The sequence below is a fragment of the Chryseobacterium turcicum genome (assembly GCF_021010565.1).
Taxonomy (GTDB): Bacteria; Bacteroidota; Bacteroidia; order Flavobacteriales; family Weeksellaceae; genus Chryseobacterium; species Chryseobacterium turcicum.
This window is the reverse complement of the sequence record NZ_JAJNAY010000003.1, coordinates 42,847-67,292: the sequence shown is the minus strand read 5'-3', so window position 1 is coordinate 67,292 and position 24,446 is coordinate 42,847. Positions and strand designations below refer to the sequence as shown.

Below are 24,446 nucleotides of genomic sequence, written 5' to 3'. Positions count from 1 at the left end.
TAATACGGGCGTTTATCATGGTCACTTTAAATTGAAACCAGGTGGTCAATATCACTGGAATTTACAATAATAAGCAAATTATAAGCACAAAAAATCCGCCTCAGTTGTTACTGAGGCGGATTTTTTTATTAAATGTATTTATTTTAACAAAAGAAAAGTGTCTGCTCCATCACCATAACAATGATGTAAATCTGCATAATTGGGGTCAGTCGACGAAAAGTAAAATTTTGTACGTTAAGGATAAAATCTATTAGATTTCAATATTTAATAGTTTAAGTAAATGTTTCTAATTTAATCTTGATTTGTTAGATCATCTATGTGAACAATCTCTCCAGAATGGTTGAAGGTTACTATTTCATCAAATTTATATTCTACACCATTAATTTTTTGAGTTCCAATTAACCTATATCTAACTTGGTCACTTTCGGGAAAATAATGTGTCAATCTCCATTCCTCTACGGTTATATATGGTTTATAAAACCAATTTTGAAACATATAATATAATTTAATATATGCTTTTGATGGATTTGAATGTCCGTAAAAATATTCTACATCATCAGAGAAAAAAGGTATTATCCAAGGATATATATTATCAAATCTTTCTCGAATATGTCTAGATTCAATAAATCTTGCCGCTTGTAATTCATATCTATCATCTGTAAAATTATCAGCAGCATAATAATCTTTTGAATAAAATTCTAACTTTAACCATAAACTAAGTACAATAATGATACTAACAAAAATGTATATTTTTTTCCCCTTACTCATTATTTTTTTTCATATTAAATCCTACAATTGCACATATAATTCCTAAGCTGGTTGATAGTAAGAATGGATTTCCCATCTGACTATTAGCTAAAGTAGAGTAAAGCGCCAAAATTGCAATTCCAAAAATATTTCCAAGGACAAAACCGACTATTGCTAACAAGATTTTCATAAATACCCTAAAATTTAAAATGTTTACTAATTTAGATAAATTCTACATTTTTTATTATAGTTGACCTATTATAATAATATACTTTCATAATATCAGCATAATTTAATGATTGACATTGCTTGTTACAAATTTCTCAAAGCTCTAAACTCTCCTTTTTTAAGTTTGATTCTCTCTTCCCAAACATAATCTCCGGTAAGGTGAATATGTTCCCATCCTAAAGGAGAAAGATATTGAAGTAACTCTTCATTAATTTCTTCGCCCTGTTCTTTCAGGTGCTGCATGCTTTTTCAATATAAACCGTATTCCATAAAACAATAGCAGCGGTTACCAAATTAAGACCGCTTGCCTTATAGCGTTGATTTTCAAAGCTACGTTCTCTGACTTCTCCAAACCTGTTAAAATATACAGCTCTTGCCAAAGCATTTCTGGCTTCCCCTTTATTAAGCCCCGCAGTAAATCTGCGCCTAAGTTCCGGACTCATGTACCAGTCGAGCATAAATAAGGTTCTTTCAATTTTACCCAATTCCCGCAATGCTACAGCCAGTCCGTTTTGCCTTGGATAACTTCCAATCTTCTTTACAATGAGTGAAGCTGTAACAGTTCCATTTTTTATGGAAGCTGCAAGCCTTAAAATTTCGTCCCAATTTTGAATAATCTTTTTACTGTTGATTGTTCCTCCTATATGTTCTGATAAAGCAGAATAGCCCGTAGATGCTTCAGGAATAAATAGCTTCTTATCATTTAAATCTCTAATTCTTGGGGCGAATTTAAATCCCAATAACTGCATCAAAGCAAACACATGATCGGTAAACCCCGAAGTATCTGTATAATGTTCTTCTATCTGTACATCAGATTCATGATAGAGAAGCCCATCCAAAAGATAGGTAGCATCCCTCACTCCTACATTGATGACCTTGGTATGGAAAGGCGCGTACTGATCGGAGATATGAGTATAAAACTGAACTCCGGGACTGCTTCCATATTTCGGATTAATATTTCCGGTTCTTTGCGCATAGCTTCCGGTAGCAAACCTTTGACCGTCCGAAGAAGATGTTTTGCCTTCTCCCCAGTAAGAAGAAAATGAATGATCGGATTGAGTATTGATAATTTCCGCTAATGCTGAAGAATACGTTTCATCCCGGATATGCCACGCCTGAAGCCATGAGAGTTTTGCATAGGAAGTTCCCGGAGAAGCTTCAGACATTTTTCTTAAACCCAAATTGATGGCATCTGACAGTATTACAGTAAGTAACAGTTTCTTTTCATCAGCTTTATTTCCGGATTTTAGATGAATAAATTTGTCTGTAAAGCCCGTCCACTGATCGACTTCTTTCAAAAGATCGGTAATTTTAATAAGAGGAAGCAAACCGTATATTTTTTTTCCTAAAACTTCAGCTTCTTCAGGAACTGTATTTTCAAGAGGTTTAATTTTTATTCTGTCTTTAATAATAGAAGAGTCCGGAAGTTCATTGCTTTCAATAAGTTTACAAACGATTTGTATTTTATTTGAAAGAAGCTCCATCCGCTCTGAAAGAAACTTTTCTACATTCAAAGCTACATCAAGAGGAACTTGATTCTGATCTCTCATTTCAGTAAATCTGTCTGCAGGAATAAGATAATCTTCAAAATCTTTGTACTGTCTTGATCCCTGCACCCAAAGATCTCCGGAACGCAGATGGTTCTTGAGTTCAGAAAATATGCACAGTTCATAAAACTTTCTATCGGTACCGTTCTCAGTAAATACAAGTTCTTCCCATCTTTTTCTTATAAAACCTGATGGTAGCTTTTCCGGAAGCCTTTTTATTTTTCCTTCATATAAGTCGATCAGGATAGCCACTGCCTTTAAAATATCTTCTGCTACAGGGGCAGAACGGAGTTCTAACTCTTTCAGAAATTCTCCACCATATTTTTTTATCGTGAAATATTTATCGGATATAAAATATAGTGAGTCAAAATTTTGTTTAGCCGTTAAGTTTTTAGCTTCCGAAATACTTTGAGCCAGAGCTTCCCACGAAATAACCGACTCAACAGCATCGAAAGGATCTTCTCCTGTTTCTCTTGCATCAAGAAGTGCATTTCCAATTTTAAAAAATATACCGAGCTGTTCTCCCATAGATTTTCCAGAGTCCTGCATTTTTTGTGTTTGTGTATTCTTTGCATATCTGAATAAAGAACCGATGATCTTATCATTCATTTCTATAATTTCATCGATAATAGAAGCTTTGGTTTCCAGAAGTATTGCTACCAATGTTGCGTATCTCCGGGATTCTTCAAAATCCCTTAGATGCTGTGGTGTCATCTGTCTCCCTTCTCTGGCTATTTTTAGTAATCGGTTTTGATGAATATCCTTACCAATATCTTTTGGAAAATTAATATCTTTAATTGTTCTCAACCTCTTTATGTGCATCAGTAAAAATTTTGAATTGACCGCCTGTGGGGATTGCTTGAGCCAATTTAGTTGACTGACGCTGCCTTTTTCCTGTAAGTTGAGAAGAGCATCTAATAACTGTTTCTGATGATTGGACAATGAAGAACTCAGGGTATCATAAATTTGCTTTTCTGCATTGATTAGGACTTCTGAGCAAAGCCTTTCAATTGTATTGATAGAAGGAAGCTGTATTTTATTTGTCCTTAAATAAGTGATGAATTCCTCAGCTATAATTACAGCTCTATCTGTTTGTAGTGCTTTATCATGAATATATTTTAAAGAAGCTTCCTGCTCAAATTCACTATATGTTTTGAAGCCAAAAATTTTTCTGATTAATGTAATATGCTCTCTTCTGGTTACATCCCGAACAGCGTATTTTTCCCAAACAGATTGATTAATATTAAGTTGTTCGCAAACATATTGTAATAGCAAAAACTCCGGAGTTTCGTTAGATTTTAAAACCTTGCCTGGAAACCGTAGATAACATAGTTGTATAGCAAACCCTAATTTGTTTGCAGTGCCTCTACAATTTTGCTCAATAATTATAATATCAGATTCCGCAAGAGTATACCAACGTATGATGTCTTCTTTTAAAGAAGGAGACTCAATTAAATTTTCTTTCTCTTTTTCAGATAATATTTTTCTTAAAGCCATAATTTCAAATTATTCTTTGCACAAACGATCCTTTTTGCAACAGAACTCAGAATGTTCGGGAAGCATGAATTTTACAGTCGCAAAAAAGTATTGCAAAATAAAAATATTTTGCGATATGTTTGTGCGAAATTTTTATCTTTGTGTAAATAATCTTATCATGAAAAGTATTGTTATTTATCCGGATAACCCAAAACAATTCTCCGTTATTGAAGCTTTTTTAGAAGAAATGAAAATCCGTTTTAAAAGCCAGGAAGACATTATAATTTCTGAAGAAATAAAACAATCTGTCTTAGAAGGTATAAAAGATGCAGAAGAGGGAAGGCTCATTTCAAGTGAAGAAGTAAGAAAAAAAGCGGAGGCTTTATGTTCGAAATAGAATGGACTGAAAAAGCAGAACGTTTATATCTGGAAGCTTTGGAATTTTGGATCAACCATAACAAGTCTGCCACTTATTCAAAGAAGATCGTAAAACAGGTTTCTGAAAAAGAAGATTACATTGCCAATAATCCATACGCAGGACAGGAAGTTTTTGATATTTCTGGTGTACGTTATGTAGTTGTCCTTAGAAAATTTTTAATTTTTTATAGAATCAATAACAAAACAATTCAAATTCTTTCCTTTTGGGACGGACATAAAAATCCACAAGATTTAGAATTATAAAATACTATCTATGTTAATAGGATATGCCAGAGTCTCCACTCAGGAGCAGGATAATTCGGTTCAGATTGAAGCTTTGAGAAAAGCCGGTTGTGAACTTATCTTTGAGGAAAAGGTTTCCGGAGGAAGATGGGATCGCCCTAAACTTAAAGAACTTCTTAGCCATCTTCGCAAAGACGATATTGTTATTGTCTGGAAGCTGGACAGGCTTTCCCGATCACTGAAGGATCTTCTCTTCTTGATAGAACAGATTGAAGGTAAAAAATCGGGATTCCGAAGCCTTACAGAATCTATTGACACAACCACATCTTCAGGAAGAATGATGATGCAGATGGTAGGAGTTTTTGCGGAATTTGAAAGGGAAATGCTTAAAGAACGTACTAAAAAAGGACTTGAACACGCCCGAAAAGAGGGAAGAATCGGGGGGAGAAAACCTAAACTGAAAGAAGTCCAAAGAAAAGAAATAAAACATCTTATCCAATCGGGACGAAAAACAGCTCCCGAAGTAGCCAAACTATTCGATGTTCATCCGGCTACTATTTACCGACTAATTAAATCAGTTTAATCTATTAAAACAAAACCTTTTAATAGATTTTATCCTTAACGTACAAAATTTTACTTTTCGTCGACTGACCCCAAATAGCTGCTTATAAATAACTTGCTCTTTCCAGTGCTGTAGAATTTTATGACTTTTCTAATTTTACTCATGTCTGTTATTTTATTTGCCATAATCCGCTTTTTTTAACGAATGTATGACGCTAACATCATGAAAAAATCAAGTCGTTTTTATCTCAAATATAACCCAAATAACAGGTGGTCATTTTAAACCGAAAAGTGGTGGTCACTTTGCTCCGAAATCAGTGGTCAATTTACTCCGAAATTAGGTGGTCAATTTGACCGTCTTTTCCACTTGGAATACCGGAATACTGCTGTGCGCGGTGCCGAATGCGGATAAACTTCCACTACAAATTTCTTCCAAAAAAAAGAAGTTTATCGGCTATCGGCACATGGGAAAGCGATGGCAAATCCCTTTCAATTAACCCTACCCTATTGTGCTGGAAAAATAGCGGTATGGAGGGTAGTGAAAAAAATGCTGCAGCGATGGCAAAGCGGGCAAAGGGAAAGTGATGGCATAAGCATTTTCTTCGCTGCCCGGAATACTGCTATGTGCGGTGCCGAAGTGCATATACTGCCACTAAACTTTCCGCTGAAAAAAAAGCAGTATATGGACTGCAGGAACATGGGGGTTTTGTGACATACTTTTCAACTTGTGGGCTGTTCTATCGGAACATTACTTGTCAATTATAACTACGCGAGCGGCTGGAAAGTGGTGGCTGGTGGCGGCTTCGCCGCTACCAAAGGAAAGCATTTAACATAATTTCCATTATGTTACTTGCTGTGGCAGAGCGGGGATTGATAGCTCCTACCCTCAAAAAAAATAAATTTGACACATGATTAATGTGCTACCAACTTTTTCTATTAATATTTTGTTTGCTTTAGAAATTCTCTTAATGTTATAGTCGTAACACCAAAACCTTTTGCTTTAGCTTGCAGGCCATTGTCTGAAGTAAGTAGAATGGGATTTTCTGCTAGGTGTTTTAATGCTACGGACAAAATTAAGTTATCTGGAGATTTCTTGTTAAGATCATCCGGCAACAAAGTTATATCAGCTATGTTCATTTTAACATTTCGCTTATCTAAACCTTCATTGATTAACTTTAACGCTTTCTGAACATTTCTCTTTTTCTCTTCTGTAAGTGAAATTTTCAAATAGTCAAGTTCGTCAATTACTTTTGCTGAAAGGACAATTTGATATTGCTTGTCAATTTTGGTAATTATTTCAGGACAATCTATAAAGACGTTCGTATCAATTATATAAATATTTTCTTTGTCTTTACGTATTTCCTTTTTAGGTTTTTCAAATTTTGAGAGATCAATCTTACCAATTATTTTTAATTGTGATGCACCAGGCACTTCAGTGGATTCTTCACCATTATTATGATTTTGAATGTATTCATGAATTTTATTTGATAGAATGCTATATTTCTTGGCATAGACTTCGGACAACTTCAATAAATGGGTATCTTCGCAATATACCTTTTCACCATTCTGATATTCAAATAAATGTTCCAAAAATGGTATTCCTCCAGCATCTCTGGTGTAACTTGCAACATCACATTGATAATAAACAGATGAAAGATATAAAAACTGCTTAGGTGGCAGTTTCACAATATTGCTTTGTTCCACAATAGTATTATATGCATCATCTAAAGAAATTTTTGATTCCATGTATTTTCCCAAGTTTCCTGCTTTAAGTAGGGCATTGTATAAGCCTACTTTTTCACCAGATAAATCAAGCTCGGTTTTATATTGCTCAATCAAAATGATTGTATCAATAATTTGATTTTCTCTGTTACCTTTTTTAAAAGCTACTGACTTTCCAATGTCGTGGAGAAGTAAAAATAATCGGAACCAATCTTTTTTACTTTCGTCGAAGTTATTACTGAAATATCTTTCAAACTGATTATAAACATTAATTATATGCTCTCTTATTACATAGTGCCGCACACGGGCATTATACAAAGGAGTGAAAAATGGAACTTTACGACATATATCTTCGATATGATTATTAGCATTCATTACCATTAAATTTCATTATTTTATATTTTTATGTGGCGCGTTTAAGACATAATTAAACGCTTTTTCTAAAGTTTTTTCTCCTATACCGTCATAGTTTGCTAATGCAATCATAGAATTTATTTCCCCATTTTGAATTATTTCTGTTATCTTTTTTGCATATTGAGCCTGTATGCCAGTTTCCGCTTTTACCGTCTTTTCATCTAACGACATCCATTTTATTTTGAACGAAGCAAATAAATCATCCTTTGCATTGGGGTCGTAGTCATATATTTCAATATCAATGCTACACTTTTTTAAATACTGATCCATAAGAATTTTCACTTCATTTGTATCTAAGCCTCCGTTATGTGTACCAAGTAGAGGGAACGCAATAGATGTAATTCCTTTCGCTTCGTAGGTTTCAACGAACTTTTGTAAACCTTGCTCTATCCATTCTATTTTGCTGGGATATTTCCAATGGAACTTTGTCGGGAAGTTTAAAATCCAGGGTGCATTTTCTTGTTTAGTATACAACCACAATGAACCTGTTTTTATCAATTTATTTTTACAGTGCTCTCTGTATTCCTCGTACATTTTAGGGTATCGGAGCCTATGCACAAAAGCAATTCCTTTCCCCATTACGCCAACACAATTTACAGTATTTACAATGGTTTGACACTTAGTATTAAAAATATTTCCTTTTATATGTTTTACAGCCATAATTTATCGGGTATTGTCTTGAAATTTAAAAGAGATTGAAGTGTATCACTTTGAATACATAAACCAATTTCTGCCGGATTCATCTATAAAGTTTAATTGAATGTTCTGATTTATGTTTCCGATAGAAACGAAAGAATTGAAAAAGATCTTGTCTTTGTCTAATTTACTAACGTCGCCTGCAAGAATTTCCAATTCTTTGATGTTGGATGTTCCGTTTAAAACGAAATAGCCCTTCCCATCAAACTCCGATTTGATGTGCAATTCCGATTCCTCTTCTTCAATTCTTACTCGTGGATTTTCATTGTTGTAATAAGTTCTATCCACAACAATTTTTGAAAAAATATCTTTTTGCTCACTTCCCAATAAATTTATGAGTAGTTTTCTGTCTTGTCCCGAAGGACAAACAATTTCAAAATCGGATAAGTCGTCAAAACAAAGTTCATTCTTTACCAAAAACTCTTGTTGAGCATAGTTTCGGTATCTGCTGTAATCGTTTTTTGTTGCGTATTGTTGTGGCGTATAATATAAATCCTCAAAACCGAATTTATTAATCATTTCTTCGATGCTTCCAAACTTTGTAGCACTTGTTTGCATATTGCCGTTACTTACGCAACATTCTTTTTCATGTTTAAATAAAACCTCTTTTAGAGAAAACCTAAAGAAGATTGGAATCGGGCATTTGGGAAATCCCAGACCTCTTGCTTTGTCATACCATGAAACCCAGTTTCCATTACTTTCATATCCGTCATTTATACTTTTTCCCAAAAACTCATTGTAAAACTGGGTTGGTGTATGTGGTCTGAAATAAAAGCGGGCAAAGTCGTGAGCATCGTTACGCAAATGCACAACATTTCCTGCCGCATCACCTTTTATGTTTGCTTTATTTCTGCTTTGAATTTTTCTGTTTTTAATTATTTCAACCGCATTGTCAATATGGGAAAAGTGATAAACATTGCCTTTCCATTCCGACCGTTGCTGTTCAATTCTATCAATGAAATTTAAAGTGGGATTCTTACTTATTTCAAACGATACATAATTGCCTAAAAGTTCTTCAACACGTTTGTTAATTTTGAGCGCGGTCCAATTCCAATACTGCCTAAACTCCTGAATAATTTGTTCTGTAAAATCTATGTTGGTGTTTGCGGAAATTAAGTTCCAGTCTAAATACTCTTTAAATTTATTTAATATCTCAACCGTTAACCGAAGGTTTCCAGATTTGCATATAAAATGCCAATTCCATTTATCAGCAAAACGATCTATAAGCCCAATGTCTGAAAAATTTATTCTCGGATTTTCAGTAATAATCTGCCAATCCCACTTCGATTCAAATTTACTGAGTAATGCTTTGGTGGGTAATAAGCTTGAATGTTGCGAAAGATGTTTCCAATCTAAATCAAAATCTTTGGTAAGAGTTAGTATATCGACGGTGGGGTAAAAGGTTGCATGACGTGACACCGCTTGCCAATTCCATAATTTTGATTTTGTTTTCTCAATAAATTCCGCTGTGAAAACAAGATTTTTGTTTCCGGATAAATTATACCAATCCCAGTCTTTTTCTATGAGTTGCAAAAGCATCTCATTGCTGAATTCAATATTTTTTCTTTGCGAAAGGCTCTGCCAATTCCAGTTTCTGTCTTTTAGCTCCAGTAATTCATAGGATATTTCGGCCTGCTCATTCGCAGATAATATTTGCCAATCCCAGTTTTTATCTTTGTTTGAAAGTATTAAAGCACTATCTAGTTTTATATCTTTCCGATTTGAAAGAATTTCAAACTTGATTTTTGGAAATTGTTTTATTACATCATCTAAATATTTTGGAATTCCTCTATCTTTTTTCTGCGCAGTAAGAAAACCGCCAAACTCGGTTAAGTACTGCCAGTCCCAATTTGCACCCTTATACTTTTTTAACAGAGATCGATTGTGGTTTATATTTTTATTTTGAGATAATGCCTGCCAATCCCAATATTCAATAAACCGTTGTAAATAGCGGTCAACATTCTTATACCATTCTGTGTTGTTTTCCCAACTGTCGGGATTAAATTTTTTCTGAATAGCATTGCTTTGAGTAAAAATAGACCAATCAATTTTATTACTGAATTTGTTAATTGTCTTTATGTCCGTGGGAAAATGGCTATGGTTAGAAATGAATTCCCAATCCCACTCAAAAACATCATAGTGAACCGTATCTAAAACAGTAGGTAATACTATATCAAATGGAAATTTTGATGTTAAGTCTCTCCAAACCTCACCGCGATTATCATCTTCTAAAACAGTTAGGCAAGTTGCAATTCTAGGAAGTTGCTTATCCATTGAAAGTTCCTGTTCAATCGTAAATACATCATTAATCAAATATTTCCAATCTATGTATAACGCCAGATCTTCTAAATTGTCTAAAATTATGTCTTTGCTGAGTTTCCGGGTTGCAATTGACCAATCCCATTTTTCAATAAGCTCTTCATCTTCAACGCTTTCAAGAATTATTTCTTCAGAAGTGTTTTGTGTAGTGTAACTCCAATCCCAAGGGAAATGCGCGTTAGAAAAAATGTAATCCTGATTTTGCTTTTTTGTTAGCAAATTCCAAAATAAATTGTGTCTTTCTCCGTCAGTACCGTTATGAAAAGCATCTAGATTTTTGTTCCAAAAAGAAACATCCAAATTAGAGTGCGATAAGATTTCATGCCACTCCAGATTATTGGAAAAAGGAAATTTCCCAGTAAAAGCATTCTGAACAAATATGGAATTACTAAAAAGATTTTTGTTTTGCGATATGCCATGCCAATTCCAGGGGAAAGCAGGAAAATCAGTTAACAGATTATGATCCGTAATTTGTCTACTGACATTTAAAAAACCACTTTCAGTGTTGATACGACTGTGGAAGTTTTGGAAGGTGGTTCTGTCCCATTCTACATGTTCATTTGTGTCAAATCCGTCAATATAGGTGTGACTTTCCCATTGGATTAAATTATGTTCATCAAAAAAAGCAATGAGGGCTGGTGACCAGTAGTATTTTTGATGCGCAACAATAAAGTTTTCAGGTATATACTTTATTAAGATTGATCTGAAGGACTCGCTTTTTAGACATTTGACGGAAATTTCATCATCGTTTAAGAACCTATTTAGTGCAATTTCCCAATCAACTCTTTCCGCTAAGGATGATATTTGATTGTATAGAAATTGTACATTAAATTCTTCAGAAATAAAATTCCAATTCCATGATTTGCTTAGTAGAACATTCGCATATTCAGAATTATTCTTACCTCCTTTTGAAAGCAGATTTCGTAAAATATTACTTTTAACCTCCGTGATTAAATAAAAGTCCCAATGAAAATCATCAATATGTTTTTCAATAAATCTGTCGGGCAGATTTTTAGACAAATAATTCCAGTCCCAATCGCCATTTTTCAAATTTGGATTTTGTAGTAAGGCGGTAAGAAGTTCATTATTCCTGTATGAAAGCTCTTCAAAATCCCAATTGAAATTTTCAATATGTTCTTTTAAAAAATCATCATCCACTCTCCGCGTTAGGATCGTCCAATCCCAATATTCCGCATATACCTGAAGAACAGGCTTTATACTTTCAACAGGGGCTTTTGCAGAAATAGAAGACCAAACACCTCCGTTGCCATTTTCTTTAAATAATTTAAAAATGCTTTTGTCACTCCAGTCGAGTTTTGGATTTTCCGCAAGTTCTTTCCAATTCCATAAATCAATGTACATTTTAATATCCTGAACATTAATGAACTCATTGTGTGAAAGAATATGATGATACATACCCAGTCTAAGCAATTGCGTCTTCAGTATTTCGTTTTCGGGTAAATTTATTAATTCTTGAATATCGGTTTGAATTACATCTGAATTATAAATGGAAAGTTGAGTTGAATTGTCAAGTTCAAAAGTTTCGCACTGTAAAGAAATCATTCTGTAGCTGATGTTTGGATTACTTTCGTGCAGATCAATAATTTCCCCTTTGTAGATATCGTTTCCGAAAAGCTGAAATTGAAGTTTTTGTTTTAGTTCAGGGTTTTCAAATGTTTCTGCTGTATGCTCTCTTGAGTGAATTCTTCTATTTTCTAAATTAAAGATTTTTTCAAATGAAAAATCAAGACTTTCACCTAAGGCTGTCTGATTTTCGAACACTTCTGTTGAGGCATTGAAATATTTGTATTTGAGTTTCGATTGTAACGCTTCCGTTCCAAATTCGGTTATTTGAATTCTTTCACCATTTATTTTAATTAAGTTGTATTCACCAATGCCTTTCAGATACGTGTGTAAAATATCTTTTTCGGCCAAATCCACCAAGTTGAACCCTAAAAGATGACCCAGTTCAGCCAATTGAATTTCGTTTCCTTTTGCTTTAATGATAGAACAAAATATCTCATCGATTTCATTAATATCAAAAGCCTGTCTATATCGAATGTCGCAAGATGTAGATTTAACCGTCCATTCAAACGGAAATGATGAGTATATGATCTTAGTGCTGTTCATTCTGTTCTACTGCTTTTTGTAATTTTTGTGCACTGATTATTTTTCCGTTTTGTTGAATAGTATTAAATACATTCTTGTAAATGTCTTTTCTGCAAAAATGCTGACTGTCTCCAACAATGATAAGCAATCGTCTCGCTCTTGACAAGGCCACATTTAATCGGTTAGGTGATTCTGCAAATCCTAGACTTTCCTGGGATGGATAACCCAGAACCGGGTGCAACTCAAAATCTGGCTGTTGTCCTGGAAAAGATGCTATCTTATTACTACGCACCATTGAAACAATCATAATGTTCCTTTCCATGCCTTGAAATCTATCAACAGTGCTCAGCCGAATTGGGAGTTCCTCATGTTTTTCCTTAAGCATTTTATTGATGGAGTGAATTTGTTTTCCGTAAAAACTAATAAGGCCGATTTGTTTCTCCTCCAGAGTTTGGTTTGAAAGCCATTCATCCAACTCCTTTTTTCCGTCAGAATTTTTAAGTGCTGTCAATATGTTATCAATTGCCTCAATTTCACCGAAATTAACTCGTGATGTTCCTTCTTTAATTTCCGGCGATGAGACGTCCACCCAAATGGTATGCGTATCGGGTGCTATTATATCTTTAAATTTTAAACCGTGATACCTTGAATCCCAATTATCAAAAGAACTGTGGTTTACTTCCTGTAATGGTAAGCCACAGTTTAAACCGCCGTCTTCTTTGTAAAATTGTGCGATAGCATCATTAATTGCCGGGTGCATTCGGTATTGTTCATTAAAGGTTCCTTTAATGCTTTCATCAATATTGGTAAACAACCTTTCAAATTGAGATGTTTCAAATTCTTTTTGGGAAAGCGTTTGGGCCAGTTCTTTTTCGCCTAATGAAACGAGTAAATCCTTGATCTCTTCACCGTCGATCATTGGTGACAACTGTCTGTGGTCACCTACGATAATAGATTTTTTACCGTACAACACAGGCAAAGCAAGTTCGGGAGGGGTTGCTTTACTGGCTTCGTCTATAATAATGGTATCAAAATCTATTTCTGTACTATTACAGTCTCTAAAATCGTTTCTTTCGTACTTTTCTTTATTAAATACATTGAGATATGACCGAAAGAATGACGTCCATTTGTTTTCTGAGTTTAGTTTTCCGATAGAACTACCTGTTGCACCAATGAGATTTACATATTCCAAGTATTTATCTGCAAATAATTTTTTAGTTTCACTGTCTAGATTCTGTAAATGTGTTTTCCATTTATTCAATGCGGAATTAATTTCTTCATCCTCGTGATTTTTAACTCTGTTCTCAATGTTGTTTACCCAATGAGAGACCGTATTGTTTTGCGCCCCATCAGTTTTCTCCCAATTTTTAATTGCTTCAAGCGAATAAAAATACCCCTCCGATTCTAAATTTTCAGTATTTCCGAAGCGAATTGGTTTCACCATATTGTTTTGGGTGTTTTTTAATCTGTCAATGGCATTATCAACTGCAAGGTTGGTTTCCGAGGTCAATAGGATTTTTGTTTTCTTTTTCTCGTTTTGAGCTATTCTGATGTGCTGCCAAATTATTTCAGCAATCGCAGTTGATTTTCCTGTTCCCGGAGGTCCCTGAATTAAGGCCAATTCTTCTGCATAAAGTGATTTGTAAATGGCCTGTCTTTGTGATTCATTTAATGATTTAGAAAAAAGATTGGTTTCGAAATCCTGCCATTCCGCACTTGTTTTATTTAGTAAATATTCAATGTTGTCAATGCTTTTTGCCTTGGATGAATCATACAGAAAAATTTTTGCGTTGTCGTTGGGTAATTTTGATTTTTCATCGTCAAGTTTTGAAACGGTATCTTCCAATCGCTTAATTTTATCCTTCTCACCTTTTAGGTCGGGAAAAATTGCCTTAATAGGCTCTTCCCGGATGTTTTCCACTACCTCTTGAAGCCTGTCTTCATCTATTATAAAATGCAAGTCTGGATAATCTACTTTTTGTAGTTTACCTAAATAGAATTTCTCTTTTGGTGTTCCGAAATAGAAATCCTGCCTTAAAAGTTTTGAAAGTTTATCTTCTTCCTGTTCAACTTTTAATTCAAAATTTTCTTCGCAAAGATATTTTTCCTGAAACGTACTATTTATTGTGTAACTGAAGTATTCCGAATCAACACAATCGTCCAGTTGATTCTGTAAACGGGCAAGAATCTCCGTTTTGTTTCCAGTAGTATAAAATTGGTGGAATATGAGTTTCTCTCCATTAGCAATAAGTTTTGTGTTCAGACGGGGAAATTGATTTTTCAAATCTGATTGTAATTTATGCAAGCCCGTTTCGAATCTGATGTTGAATTTGAATCTGTGATTTTCGCCTCTGTCGTAAATCTCAAAGAAAGAAAAGGACTTTATAAATGTCAACTTTTCGCGCAATTCATCTTCTGTAACAAAGTCAAATGAAATAGTACCATGTGCGAGACTGATCTGAAAATCATTTCCATGGATTTCAGTAAATAATCTGTTCCAAAAAACGTCTTCATTTCGGTCGAGTTCACCGATTCCGCGATCCAGTTGCCGCAGATCAAATGAATAATCCGTTACATATGAAAATTCGCAAGGATTATCGGGAAAATAGTTTCTGAAGAAACGTTTTAGACGGGCGACTTCAAAATTTAAGTCCGATTTCTCGGATTCAAAAAAGTGATTTTTATTAATAAAAAGGCTGTTATCCTTCGGTTGAGGAAGTGTTATTCCTTTTTTTTCTAATTCTGCTATTCTCCGTTTTAGTTTTTCGGCATTTTCAAATTTAAATTCCAAGGTCTTTCCCCGTTTCTGTAACCCAAAGTGCTTTTCAAATATGCCGAAAATGTCTTCATGCAGTTCGCCTTTTACCGTAAGCTTATTTCTTTCTTCGGATATTTCTAAATTTCCGTAATACGATGAAATGAGGAAAGAAATAGATGGTTTTATAGGATAAACAGCCCCAATTTTTTGAGCAAACTGAAGTCCGTTAATTCCTTTTGTTTTCTTCCATTCGTCTAAGGTTAACTTTATGAGACCGGAATTTTTAAACTCATAAGTTGTAGGTAAGTTTCCAACAATTTTTTTCAATTCCTCTTTGGCTACGCTATCTTTTGATAAAACATCTCCTTCTACAACAGGATTTTCGTTAAAGTCAATATAACATATTTCAGCAAGTTCTTTAAGCTTTACGAGGCTTTCTGTGGTGATATTTGAAGTGTTTTCAATGCTGGTTTTGATATATCCACTTTCAAAATCAAAGTCTTTAATTTTAAATATTTCTTCTACATTTTTTTTGAATACCTGCTTGAATATTTCCTGGTCGATAGACATGCGCAACTTCAACCCTTCCAGTTTAACAGATGTCGTAGTATCGATTCCAATTGGTTTAGATTTGTGCTCTAAAATTTTAGATTGTGCGGTGATGTATTTTTTCCAGACGTCCTTTTGGCTCATAAATATTAATTTTTCCGGGGTGCTGTAAATGACTGAAACTGTTTAAGTTTTCTTTGGAATGAAGCAGCATTGCAATTGTGTTCATTAGTGTTTTTATAATAGTTCTATGTCCAAAATCTAAATTTCAAGTCTTAACAGTTCCCAAAAAAGAAACATCAACCTAAAAAATTGAGGTTATAAATGGTTTTACAGAATTCACTAATATACAAACTGCAATCGGAAGAAAAAAAACGTAAAGGAGAAAGATGAAAATTAAGGTTTGGGATAATAAGACTTTGAATACTATTTCAGCTTGGGAGTGAGGCTCAGGACGTCAGGCAGTGGTTTTATAAAGTGGCTGATTGACTATAATTGCAAGTATGTTATTTGCTGTGACAGAACGGTGGTTACAGTAGATGCGGATATCACATAGAGGAAAATTTCTATTCGGGATTGCAGTTAAATACGCTATATTTAGAGTTGCAAATTAATGATGAATCGAAATCAATTACACCATACATGAGAAAAGAAAAAGGGGAAATCATATTTTCTGCATCTGATCTGGCCAATCATATCCACTGCAAGCATTTAACAAATCTTAATCATCACGCTGTAACAGGTGTACTGGAAAAATCATTTACCAGCAACAGGTCCTTAATTCTATTAAGGGAACGTGGTGAGGAATTTGAACAGGCGATTCTTTCAGAATATGAAAATGGTGGAAAAACTGTCTTCAAAGTAGATAAAGATCTTGCCGTTGCCTATAAACAAACGGTAGCCGCGATGAAATCTGGCTATGATTTTATTTACCAAGCGAGGCTGAGTACACAAAAATGGCAGGGATGGGCAGATTTTCTAAGAAAAGTTGAGGCTCCGAGTAATCTAGGTGATTGGTCTTACGAAGTTATTGACACTAAACTTTCAAGTAATACCAGAGCAGGAACTATTTTGCAGATTGCATTGTATTCAGAAATTATTGGGGAGATTCAGGGCAGACTGCCTGAGTATATGTATGTTAAGAATCCCGATGAAGAACTTGAATACAGAGTTAATGATTATATCTCCTATTTGAGATTAATAAAAAAGAGATTAAATGCCGCGACTCAGGTCCCACTTGAAACGTACCCTGAACCTTGCTCTCATTGTGATATTTGCGACTGGTGGGAACATTGCAACAAAATAAGAAGAAATGATGACCATCTGAGCTTCATTGCGGGGATGGGCAGTTCACAAATAAAAGAGGTGAAATCACAAGGTATTCATACCCTGGATGAAATGGCAGAAATGACACTTCCGATCCCTTTTAAACCAAAAAAGGGATTCAAGGAGACTTTCACCAAGCTTCGAGAACAGGCAAGGATTCAGAAGGAAAGCAGAATCATTCAACAACCTGTATATGAAATTTTAGAAAAAAAGCCTAATACTGGATTTTTTACTCTTCCAAAACCGAGCAAAGGAGATATTTATTTAGATTTTGAAGGAGATCCACTTGTGGAACCAACAGGATTAGAATATTTGTTCGGTTGGGTATTTCAAGATCAATATTTCCACATTTGGGTACATAATATGGAAGAAGAAAAGGATGCGTTGATACAATTTATTGATTTCGTTTTTGATAAAAAAGAACAATATCCTGATCTCCATATCTACCATTTCGCACCTTACGAAAGTGCTGCATTAAAAAGAATGATGGGGAAATATGCCGTTAAGGAAAATGAAATTGATATTCTCCTACGAACTCAAAAATTTGTCGATTTACACCGTATTTTAAAACAGAGCATTAGAGCAGGAATAGAAAGATATTCTTTGAAAGATCTTGAAGCATATCATGGTTTTGTGAGAGAAATAGATTTAAGAGTTGTTTCAGGAATTAAAGCTGATTTGGAGTTTCTACTTGAATCAAACAAAATAGAAGAAATTACTGCGGATATGACCAATACTGTCCGACAATACAACGAAGATGATTGCTTTTCTACAAAAAATTTGCATAATTGGTTGGAAGAAGAAAGACAAAAATTAGTCGAGATCGGTGAAGAAATTGAAAGACCAATTCCAAGTGAAGTAGAGGAACCTGAACATATTACTGCACACTTAGAAAGAATTAAACCTATTTATGATGCTCTTCTAGAAAATGTCCCAGTAGATTACACTGAACGAACAAAGGAACAGCAGGCAAGATATATTTTAGCTCATTTTCTTGATTGGTACCGTCGTGAAAAAAACTCCTTTTGGTGGGAATATTACCGACTGAAAGATTTAGAACTTGATGAACTACTTGATGAAAAGGCTGCTATTGGGGGTTTAACCTATACTGGAGAAAGAGTTCCGATCGACAGAAGTATTGGAGATACCTATATTTTTCCCCCACAAGAAATGGATTTAAAAGAAGGCGAGAAACTAAAAGATCCAGTAGCTGATAAATTGATTGAGGTTTATGAACTTGATGTAAAAAATAGCAGACTAAAACTCAAAAAAGGTAAGACACTTCAGGAAATACATCCTGAAAGATTAATCAAATATGAAAATTTTATTACAAAAGACAAAGAAGACAATATTATCACTTTTGCAGAATGGATTTTTGAAAATGGGTTCGACAGTCCATTAGATGACTATAGAGTTTCGAGAGACATCTTGTTAAATACTGATTCGAGGCTTATTGAAGATGTTATTGATACGGATGATTTAGTGGAAAAAAGCAAAAACTGGGCGTCTCAATTAAATCGTAGTTACTTACCTATACAAGGTCCACCCGGTGCCGGAAAAAGTTTTACAGCCAGTCACATGATTGTAAATCTCTTAAAAGAAGGGAAAAAGATAGGCATTACTGCATTGAGCCATAAGGTAATTATTAACCTTATGAATAAAGTAAAGGAAGTGGCTGATGAAGAACGTTTCCCAATTAAAGTTCTTTATAAAGGTTCTTCCAAAGATGAAACTATTTCTTTTTGGGACACACCAAAAAGTACAGGTGATGTTGTTGGAGCCCTCCCAAATTATCAAATCATTGCTGGAACTAGTTTTATGTGGTGCAAAGATGATTTTAAAGACACCCTTGATTACCTATTTATTGATGAAGCTGGGCAATATTCTCTTCTCGAAACTATTGTTGTTTCACATGCTGCTAAAAATGTAATTTTCCTTGGCGATCATCAGCAGCTGAAACAACCCATAAAAGGTGTTCATCCAGATGGAACCGATGTATCTGCATTAGAACATCTGCTTGAAGGGAAAAAGACCATCGCAGCAACCCGTGGTATCTTTTTGGAGACGACCTGGAGAATGCATCCTTCCATTTGTGCGTTTGATTCGGAAATGTTTTATGAGTCCAGATTAACGGCAAAAGATGGGTTGGAATATCAACAAATAGCTGGTAACACTATTTATAGTGGATCAGGTCTCATATACACATCAGTGGAGCACGAAGGCAACAGTAATAGTTCAGAGGAAGAAATAGACTGCATTGAGAAAATTGTTGAAGATTTAACTAAAGGCGATGTTTTCTATATCGATGCAAAAAAACAAAAACACCAAGTAGTGGCAAAAGATATAAAGATTATCACCCCATATAATAACAATGTTTTTGAGCTCCAGAATAGGTTGCCCAATTATGAAATAGGAACCGTAGACAAATTCCAAGGTCAGGAGTCGCCCATCATCATTTACAGTATGGCCAGTTCTACGCCAGAGGACGCGCCAAGGGGCATGGATTTTTTATATAGCCCAAACCGATTTAATGTCGCTGTTTCAAGAGCACGAGCACTGTTTGTTTTAGTAGGCAGCCCACGGCTTTTTGAACCCGAATGTCATTCGCCCAACCAGATGAAACTTGCAAATCCCTTTTGCAGATACCTGGAAGTAGCGACACAAATAAATTAAAAAAAAGGATTTATAATTTACAATATTACAGAACGGATTAAGAAGTTACGTTGAGCCATTTTGGTAATTATACATGTTATTATAACTTGGCACTCAAATTATTACTGCTACTAGTAAGCCTAAAGCAATTAAAACAGCCGCAATGATGATTTGTTCAATACTTATTTCGTTGTTTTCTTCAACAGGTATAAGTGGAAGAGGTACTTGCTTGGGCTTTACAGGCCTTGGCCTTCTTTTCGCAATAGTTTTGTTGGTTTGCCTTTTACTTATAACTGTGTCGAAACCCTGAAAAGATTCCCTGTTCTGTAACCAGGAAATCTTGCTTGGGATAATATTTTTGACGCCTGGTGTGCTATTTATAATTTTCAGACTAGCGGACTTAGGGTTTGCGATATTTTTCATTGGTATGATCCACATTCCTGAGCATTCAAAACATCTGTCGAGGGTAACCACTATTAGATAATCGGCAGTTTTGCCGACTAAATTATTTAATCTTCTGACTTCTGAAATCCGGCGATCACTTTCGTATACCCATCTTGTCTTGACCTCGAACGTCAATCCATTTGGATGTCGTGCATCTATGCCTTTTTCCGTTTGATTCTCACTAATTATTAAGTCTAATTTTTTACATGCATAAAATTCCCCTATATCACCAACGATTCTACGGCTTCGTATAATACCATTTTCCTGAAGGGCAGTGAACGACTTTGCAAAATCTGTAAGTGCTTTTTGGAATTTCAAAGGCATCTTAACTCTATCAATAGACTCAAATTTTGAAATATTTGATTTTGTAATTCTAAAAACAGATTCTGGGATTTCTGAAACAGGTATAACCAACATTTTCAGAAGATTATAGTGAATATCAAAATATACCAAAACAAGTTTGTCAAATAAATCAGGCTGTAAGTTTGAGATTGTATGACTAAAGCTGCTTGTGGAAACAACCTTTGATTTAATCTGATACCGTTCACCATTAGGTGCAATGCCATCTACTGCCTTATTTGATCGACCGGACTTGTGAAGTTTGAAATGTTGACAGGCTATGAATTCCCCGATTTCCCCGGTAAAACTATCCGTGGTAGTGATTCCCAGATCAAACAATGCATCATTCTTATCTGCAAAGTCTTTTAAGAGCTGAAATTGATTTTTAGTGTACAATTATTTTACCTTAAAATTTTATCACTTAAAATCTTCATCGGAGAGTCTGATCAAATCTAATTTGTTAGACGATTTATCGAATTTGTAAAGATACCACTCAAATGATTTCCTTTGCGTTTTTGTCATCCCATTGATGGCCAATGTGGTTTCATAATTTTGGATACCAGTTACTAATACTGTTCTAATTTTGGACTTTGAATTTTCAAGTTTAAGCAAGCCTGTATATCTTAAAACCTGTTCTACAGCAGATTTTCCCCCGCCAAAATTTTTTAATTCCAAAACTACCACTTCGCCTTCTTCTGTTATACCCCGAAAATCCAACCGGTCTTTTGAGCCATTCGGACTATATTGTCTCTCGACAGATTTAATATCGAGTTTTTTATAAAGTTTTTTAGTGTCAAAAAAATCTTCCAGTTGTTTTTCGGATGAGAATAAATCACCTAACTGCTTTACCGGATATGAAGAAATTCTCAGTATAGATTCAAATTTAAGATCCATTGAATACTCAGGTTGAGCAAATAAGCCACGTGATTTTAATTCGTCGTTTATCTTCATGATATTTTGGATACTTCTTTTACTATAACCAAAATTTTTGACAAGGGTTTTTACCTTGATCGACTTCGATCCGTTTTTGACAATCTCCTTATTTAGACTGTCGAAAAAGGATTCCAGTTTTTCCTGCTGTGTTTTTTTGATTGGCATGTTAAAATTTGTATCGACCGTCAGTTAAAAACTTATACTTAATCGAGTCTAGATTTTTATCCCTGTTCAATCTTGTTGCTTCATCAAGAATTTTTAAAACATTGCTGTATTCCAAATAATTGTAACCCATTTTACCTAGTTTTTTTCCTTTGGGTAGATATCCTTTTATTGAACAAATCTCATCTGTTATAGGCATAGGAGTGGAAAACAGTATAATATTTTCAGGTGTTGCCCTAATATTCCCGAAGTCGTAAACATTGTACTTTTCCTCGTCAGCACTCCTCACAAAACGACCGATGTCAGGAAAAGCATAGCATCCAACGATGAAATTTTTATTTTTATGATAATTGAAACTTTTTAAAAACACTATTCCAACATACTTGGATTCTTCTAAAGAAGGTAATGTATTAAACTGTGGAGTATATGCTATGTAAGTCCCGTTTTCCTCTAAAGGATACTTTCTATGTCCAAAGTTAAGATCCTCATGCATCCACCCATTTGCCTTCACATAATCAAAATTTGATTTTGCAATATCCGAGGGAGTTGCCTGGTCCTGCCAACTATTGCTATTCCAACTTATGGAAGCAAGAATACCTATGTTTTTTGCCATCTGTATAATTTTTTACATTTTAAATTAAGTAAAATGAAGATTATTAAATTAGAATTGCCCGTTATTACCCTTCCACAAACTGTAAATCAAAAGCCTGCTGAATCAGGAACATAATGTAGTCTAATTGATTCAGGTTATTAAAGCTCACTTCTACATCACCATTTCCCCAACGGCCAAGGTTTGCTACATCTTTACACCATCCCTCAGGATCAATGATTTCTGAAAACTCCATATTCAGAGATAATCGTAGTCGAGACTTTTGAGGTACTACATCAACAAAATTAGTTTGCGACTTAAAAGCAATATAGAGTTTCTTGTATTCTTCTTTAACAGAAGAGTCAATGTTTAGCACCCTTTTCTTCAGTGCTTCGTACAGAACCATCATATCTTCATTCAGATATTCGTACTGATCAATTGTATATGCCGCAATTTCTTTTACTTCCTTGGTCATATATTTTTCTAAGACTGTGTCTTCCAAATTAGGAGCAGACCACACTTCTTTTGCTTTTGTAGCTAATTCCCGTGCTCTTTTATTGATATTTTCTTCATTCCAAATATCGACGTTCTTCATGAAATTATTTAGACGCAACGGCGAGTCATCAAATCCGCCAACCATTTTTTTCTTGTCTCCAAAAGGTCTGTCACTCAATTCAGAATTATAACCAGTTAAAGTAAGATTTCCAATGGTATGCAAATAATTTGCTTGTATCTCTTTCCAATCGTCTCCTAACATATTCTGCCAGCTTATCGATAATTTTTCGTTCTGGGGCATAATATGTTCTATTGTATATTCGTCGGTATTTACGAATTCCTTTCTGTTATAGTTCTCGAGTTTGTTTAGTAAATAATTTCTTGACCTAAAACTGTACACGTCCTTATTCACAAATTCCTTCTCGAATTCGTTGTTAGTAGGAAATCTTTTATATCCCTCCATCAATTGAAAGGCAGCTTTGATGCTTTCCAAATAGTTCTCCACTTTAATTTCACGGTATAAAATAGCAAAGGTTTTATTCAGGCTGTTTGTGGGAATGCCACATATCGCCCTTCTGAACACATAGTTTTCAACTAATTTTAAAATCTCTGCAAAATCATCTCGACTAATAATACCCGAACTATAGTCATTGTAAACAGCCATAATAAATGGATAAGAAACATCTACTTTTAAACGCGATATATTAGAAAAAAGCTGGTTAAGTAATTTTTCCGGTTCCTTTCGTAGCACTATATTGACATAAAATTTAGAATATTTCGCAATATCTGCAACAACTTCTGTAATGGTAGCCGGTGATTTTGAACTTTGAACATAAGTTTTAAACTCTTCGTACACTTTCCCAATTTTTGGAATAGTACCCATCTTAAGAGATAAATAATCTCTTATAAACCAGTCGAAGCGAGATGCATAGTCGTTGCCATAACTCTGCTCCATTGGGTACCAGTATTTCTCGTACAATTCGGTTTGCAGATTTATTTCCTGGCCCATTAAGACATAGTTTCTTATGAGATCTGCCTGGGATAAATCTAAACCGGTAGAGTTCATGCTTTCGAAAATAAGCTGAGGATTATCTTTATCTTTCTCCAGTGCTACATCAACAATGAAAAGCCGCAACACACCATTGTAGACCTCCAGCACATTATGTTCATTTATTTTCGATCTGAAAAATTCGTAGTTTTCAAAAATTCTTTGAGACTTATTTTCTCCCAGTTCGATTCCTTTTACCAGGTTAATAAAGGTTTCCTTATCGCGTCTTGTTAGCAATAGTTTATAGCGAAGCTCATTTTCTTCTTCGGCATTTACCATATAATAATTCAGCAGCTTTGTTGCATTGGTGTCAATATCAACCGGATTTTCCTTAATGAATTTCGCCAATGCCAGAATAAGCAAAGACACCGTTGTTAATCTTTGCTGACCATCAATTACCAATAATTTAGGAACATCGGAAACGGTGTGTATGCTCTCCTGAAAATATACAACCGAACCTAAAAAATGGCCGTGCACATCATCTTCCTTGCTAATGCGCAAAATATCGTTAAATAACTGATTGCATTGGGACAGTTGCCAACTATAAGTTCTTTGGTAAATTGGAATTATAAACTGTTTAGGACCTTTGATGACGGACAGTAAATTTGCGGAAGTAGCTTTCATAAAATGTGTTTGATTTAGGGCGCTTGGTTATAAAAGTAAAATGTCTGG

General features: G+C 34.7%; 14 protein-coding genes and 1 pseudogene. 4 read left to right on the top strand and 11 right to left on the bottom strand.

Annotation, left to right across the window (positions count from 1 at the left end; all coding sequences use genetic code 11):
• Positions 1 to 291 precede the first annotated feature (291 nt).
• The 3 genes and pseudogenes from LO744_RS20070 to LO744_RS20060 form a co-directional block, all read right to left on the bottom strand.
• Entirely contained in the window at positions 292 to 768 is a 477-nt protein-coding gene (locus LO744_RS20070) for a hypothetical protein (protein WP_115949231.1), read from the bottom strand.
• Complete coding sequence (locus LO744_RS20065) at positions 761 to 928, bottom strand: hypothetical protein (RefSeq protein WP_157969142.1); 168 nt, start codon at positions 926 to 928, stop codon at positions 761 to 763. The genes LO744_RS20070 and LO744_RS20065 overlap by 8 nt, the downstream gene beginning before the upstream one ends.
• A 131-nt stretch (positions 929 to 1,059) precedes the next feature.
• A pseudogene (locus LO744_RS20060) lies at positions 1,060 to 4,019 on the bottom strand (Tn3 family transposase).
• 157 nt (positions 4,020 to 4,176) lie between these two features.
• Here LO744_RS20060 and LO744_RS20055 point away from each other — a divergent pair.
• The 3 genes from LO744_RS20055 to LO744_RS20045 are packed head-to-tail and all read left to right on the top strand — an operon-like array spanning position 4,177 to position 5,241.
• Entirely contained in the window at positions 4,177 to 4,395 is a 219-nt protein-coding gene (locus LO744_RS20055; protein WP_123873365.1) for a hypothetical protein, read from the top strand.
• On the top strand, positions 4,383 to 4,679 hold the full coding sequence (locus tag LO744_RS20050) for a type II toxin-antitoxin system RelE/ParE family toxin (protein WP_115949233.1): 297 nt from the start codon (positions 4,383 to 4,385) through the stop codon (positions 4,677 to 4,679). Before LO744_RS20055 ends, LO744_RS20050 begins: the two co-directional genes overlap by 13 nt.
• A gap of 10 nt (positions 4,680 to 4,689) precedes the next feature.
• Positions 4,690 to 5,241: a recombinase family protein gene (locus LO744_RS20045; protein ID WP_115949234.1), complete on the top strand. Its 552-nt coding sequence runs from the start codon at positions 4,690 to 4,692 to the stop codon at positions 5,239 to 5,241.
• Between the two features lie 914 nt (positions 5,242 to 6,155).
• Here LO744_RS20045 and LO744_RS20040 read toward each other — a convergent pair.
• Genes LO744_RS20040 through LO744_RS20025 form a run of 4 tightly spaced genes read right to left on the bottom strand, consistent with a single transcriptional unit; the run spans position 6,156 to position 15,930 of the window.
• Positions 6,156 to 7,316, bottom strand: a complete 1,161-nt coding sequence (locus tag LO744_RS20040; protein WP_230672617.1) for a PIN domain-containing protein — start codon at positions 7,314 to 7,316, stop codon at positions 6,156 to 6,158.
• Positions 7,317 to 7,331: 15 nt separating this feature from the next.
• On the bottom strand, positions 7,332 to 8,015 hold the full coding sequence (locus LO744_RS20035) for a macro domain-containing protein (protein ID WP_230672615.1): 684 nt from the start codon (positions 8,013 to 8,015) through the stop codon (positions 7,332 to 7,334).
• A 45-nt stretch (positions 8,016 to 8,060) separates the two neighbouring features.
• Complete coding sequence (locus LO744_RS20030) at positions 8,061 to 12,500, bottom strand: DarT ssDNA thymidine ADP-ribosyltransferase family protein (RefSeq protein ID WP_230672614.1); 4,440 nt, start codon at positions 12,498 to 12,500, stop codon at positions 8,061 to 8,063.
• The gene (locus LO744_RS20025) at positions 12,487 to 15,930 is read right to left on the bottom strand and encodes a DEAD/DEAH box helicase (protein ID WP_230672611.1); all 3,444 of its coding nucleotides are present in this window, start codon (positions 15,928 to 15,930) and stop codon (positions 12,487 to 12,489) included. The genes LO744_RS20030 and LO744_RS20025 overlap by 14 nt, the downstream gene beginning before the upstream one ends.
• Positions 15,931 to 16,428: 498 nt before the next feature.
• Here LO744_RS20025 and LO744_RS20020 point away from each other — a divergent pair, with 498 nt between their 5' ends.
• A complete protein-coding gene (locus LO744_RS20020) occupies positions 16,429 to 19,785 on the top strand; it encodes a TM0106 family RecB-like putative nuclease (protein ID WP_230672609.1) in 3,357 nt (1,118 codons plus the stop codon).
• Between the two features lie 93 nt (positions 19,786 to 19,878).
• Here LO744_RS20020 and LO744_RS20015 read toward each other — a convergent pair whose 3' ends face one another.
• From LO744_RS20015 to LO744_RS20000, 4 genes are all read right to left on the bottom strand, one after another.
• On the bottom strand, positions 19,879 to 20,943 hold the full coding sequence (locus LO744_RS20015) for a DUF6998 domain-containing protein (RefSeq protein WP_230672608.1): 1,065 nt from the start codon (positions 20,941 to 20,943) through the stop codon (positions 19,879 to 19,881).
• A gap of 21 nt (positions 20,944 to 20,964) precedes the next feature.
• The gene (locus LO744_RS20010; protein ID WP_230672606.1) at positions 20,965 to 21,645 is read right to left on the bottom strand and encodes an endonuclease NucS domain-containing protein; all 681 of its coding nucleotides are present in this window, start codon (positions 21,643 to 21,645) and stop codon (positions 20,965 to 20,967) included.
• Between the two features lies 1 nt (position 21,646).
• Entirely contained in the window at positions 21,647 to 22,255 is a 609-nt protein-coding gene (locus LO744_RS20005; RefSeq protein WP_230672604.1) for a hypothetical protein, read from the bottom strand.
• A gap of 64 nt (positions 22,256 to 22,319) precedes the next feature.
• Positions 22,320 to 24,398 (bottom strand): GmrSD restriction endonuclease domain-containing protein, encoded by a 2,079-nt coding sequence (locus tag LO744_RS20000; protein WP_230672602.1) that lies wholly within the window; start codon positions 24,396 to 24,398, stop codon positions 22,320 to 22,322.
• Positions 24,399 to 24,446: the final 48 nt, after the last annotated feature.